The sequence below is a fragment of the Bradyrhizobium altum genome, from assembly GCF_020889705.1.
GTDB lineage: Bacteria > Pseudomonadota > Alphaproteobacteria > Rhizobiales > Xanthobacteraceae > Bradyrhizobium > Bradyrhizobium altum.
Map to the genome: position 1 here is coordinate 1 of NZ_JACMYP010000456.1, position 3,548 is coordinate 3,548.

1 protein-coding gene is annotated in these 3,548 nt (G+C 64.8%); it reads right to left on the reverse strand.

Annotated elements, in window-relative coordinates; genetic code table 11:
• On the reverse strand, positions 1-3,548 hold a 3,548-nt coding region (locus tag H8B02_RS46115; protein WP_229172343.1), incomplete at both ends, for a beta strand repeat-containing protein.

The window sequence follows — 3,548 nt, forward strand, 5'->3', positions numbered from 1 at the left end:
CCCGCACATAGAGCGTATCCGACGGCGAACCTCCGGGGCCGAATATGTAGCTCACCTGCGTCAGGTTCGCCGCCGACACGTCGATCTCGGTGTTGGCCGCCTGGATGACACCATTGACAACAAAGTGGCCGTTGCCGCCGGTGTCCCAGAACGCGTACTGGGTGATGGTGTCGTTGTCGGCGTCCGTCGCCGTGAACAGGCTCGAGGCCGCGACCGAATGGTCGTGAATCCCGGTCGCGTTCGATGCCGCCACAACCGGAGCGTGGTCGGGCTCCGGCGTTGCCGTGAAGGCCGTCCAGGCGCCCCACAAAAGGCCATCGTTGGCCTTGACGTACAGTGTGTCGGGCGTGGTGCCGGTCGGCCCGAACACGTAGCTCACCTGTGACAGGTTCGCCGCCGACACATCAATCTCGGCATTGGCTGCCTGCGCGACACCATTCACCACCCAGTGGCCATTGCCGCCGGTGTCCCAGAATGCGTACTGGGTGATGGTGTTGTTGTCGGCATCCGTGGCCGTGAACAGGCTCGAGGCGAGCGCCGACGTCTCTCCATGGGTTGCTGCTACGTTCTGCGCCGTCACGACCGGCGCATGATCGGACCCTGACGGGGCCGTGAACGCCGTCCAGCCGCCCCACATAAAGCCATCGTTGGCCCTGATGTAGAGCGTATCGGGCGGCGAGCCGGTCGGCCCGAACACGTAGCTCACCTGCGACAGGTTCGCCGCCGAGACATCGATCTCGGTGTTGGCCGCTTGCGCGACACCATTCACCACCCAGTGGCCGTTTCCACCGGTGTCCCAGAACGCGTACTGCGTGATGGTGTCGTTGTCGGCGTCCGAGGTCGAGAACAGGCTCGAGGCGAGCACTGTCGTCTCTCCTGGGGTTACTGTCACGTTCGGCGCCGTCACAACCGGCGCGTGGTCAGGCCCCGGTGTTGCCGTGAACGCCGTCCAGGCGCCCCACAACATGCCGTCATTGGCTCGCACGTAGAGCGTATCCGCCGGCGAACCGCCGGGACCGAACACGTAGCTCACCTGCGACAGGTTCGCCGCCGACACATCGATCTCGGTGTTGGCTGCCTGCGCGACACCATTCACCACCCAGTGGCCATTGCCGCCGGTGTCCCAGAATGCATACTGGGTGATGGCGTTGTTGTCGGCATCCGTGGCCGTGAACAGGCTCGAGGCGAGCGCCGACGTCTCTCCATGGGTTGCTGTCACGTTCTGCGCCGTCACAACCGGCGCCTGATCGGACCCCGGTGGGGCCGTGAACGCCGTCCAGGCGCCCCACAAGTAGCCGTCGTTGGCCCTGACGTACAGCGTATCGGGCGTCGAGCCGGGCGGCCCGAACACGTAGCTCACCTGCGACAGGTTCGCTGCCGACACATCGATCTCGACGTTGGCTGCCTGCGCGACACCATTCACCACCCAGTGGCCGCTGCCACCGGTGTCCCAGAACGCGTACTGGGTCATCGTGTCGTTGTCGGCGTCCGAGGTCGAGAACAGGCTCGAGGCGAGCACTGTCGTCTCTCCTGGGGTTACAGTCACATTCGGCGCCGTCACAACCGGAGCGTGGTCAGGCCCCGGTGTTGCCGTGAACGCGGTCCAGCCTCCCCACAAGTAGCTATCGTTGGCCCTGACGTACAGCGTATCGGGTGTCGACCCTGTTGGTCCGAACACGTAGCTCACCTGCGACAGGTTCGCCGCCGACACATCGATCTCGGTGTTGGCTGCCTGCGCGACACCATTCACCATCCAGTGGCCATTGCCGCCGGCGTCCCAGAACGCGTACTGGGTGATGGTGTCGTTGTCGGCGTCCGAGGCCGAGAACAGGCTCGAGGCGAGCGCCGAGGTCTCTCCATGGGTTGCTGTCACGTTCTGCGCCGTAACCACCGGCGCCGCATCCGGCCCCGGTGTTGCGGTGAACGCCGTCCAGGCGCCCCACAGCATTCCGTCGTTCGCCTTGATGTACAATGTATCGGGCGTCGACCCTGTCGGCCCGAAGACATAACTCACCTGCGACAGGTTCGCTGCCGACACATCGATCTCGGTGTTGGCCAGCTCGGTAACACCATTCACCACCCAGTGGCCGTTGCCGCCGGTGTCCCAGAACGCGTACTGGGTCATCGTTTGCATATCCGGATCGGACACCGTGAACAGGGTCGATGCGGCAACCGACGTTTGGCCGTGCAACGCTGCGACGTTGGCGGCGTGCACGGTCGGCGGAGTGTCCACAAAGGCGGTTGCGGTAAATTGAGTCCAGCCGCCCCAAGCCGTACCGTCATTGGCCCTTACGAAGAGGGTATCAGCCGTGCCGCTTGGACCGAAGACGTAGCTCACCTGCGACAGGTTCGCCGCCCCAATATCGATCTCGGCGTTGGTGGCCTGGACGACGCCGTTGACGACCCAATGTCCGTTACCTTGGGTGTCCCAGAACGCGTATTCGGTGATGGGATCGCCATCGGCGTCCGTGACCGAGAACAGGCTGGAAGCCAGCGCAGAACTCTCGCCAAGGATTGCCGTTACATTGGGCGCTGACGTGACCGGTGCGATATCGGCACGCGTCGTGACTAGCGTGCCGGTGCCGGAATCCGCGCTGACGCTGAACCGCACGCCAGGCGTCTGATCGAGCTGCACATCGAACGAGGAAGTCCCCTCCGTGACATGCAGGACATTGCCCGGAAGTAGGGACGCCGACCCGCCGGATACGAAACTGAGGCCTGCGAGATCGATGCTGTCGCCGAGCACCAGCCCGCTGACGGTGGTGCCGGCCAAAGACGTGCCGTCGATCTTGAGCTGCCCGCCGGAACCGCTGAATGCGATGCCGCTCGCGAGGCTTCCCGCCTCCAATTCGACCACGCCGCCGGAGATCGTCACCGCCCCTGCGGAGCCGCCGGAAGATACAATCTCACTGCCACCAGCGAACACGAAGACGTTGCTCGTCGTCGTGCCTGCAAGATTGAGCGCGCCACCGCTCGACACCGCGATGTCGTGCGCCGTGGCTCCGGAAGCAATGTTGAGCACGCCGCCGCTCGAAACGGTCAGGTGATCCAGTGCGCCGCCCGAAAAGACATTGACTGTGCCGCCGGAAACGGCCGTCCCGGAGCCCACGGCCCCGTTGACGACACCACCTGAGAAGACATTCTCGACACCGCCGGCATAAACGCCCACGCGGCTGAGCACGGTGCCCGATACATTGAATATACCGCCGCTGGAGACGCCGACGAAAGCCGCCGAGCCGCCGGCCAGAACGTTCAATACGCCGCCTGCGCTGACTCCGGTGCCCGAACTGACGGCGCCGGTGATCAGTCCGCCGGACAGCACGTTCTCGACACCGCCGCTGCGGACGCCGCCCATGCTGAGGAACGTGCCGGCCACATTGAGGACGCCGCCGCTAGAAACAGCCACGAATGCAGCCGAGCCGCCGGCCAGAACATTGAGGGTGCCACCGGAAATGCCGGTGCCCGAGTTGATGGCGCCGGTGATCAGTCCGCCCGACAACACGGTCTCGACACCGCCCGTCAGGACGGCCGTATTGCTGGTGACGGTG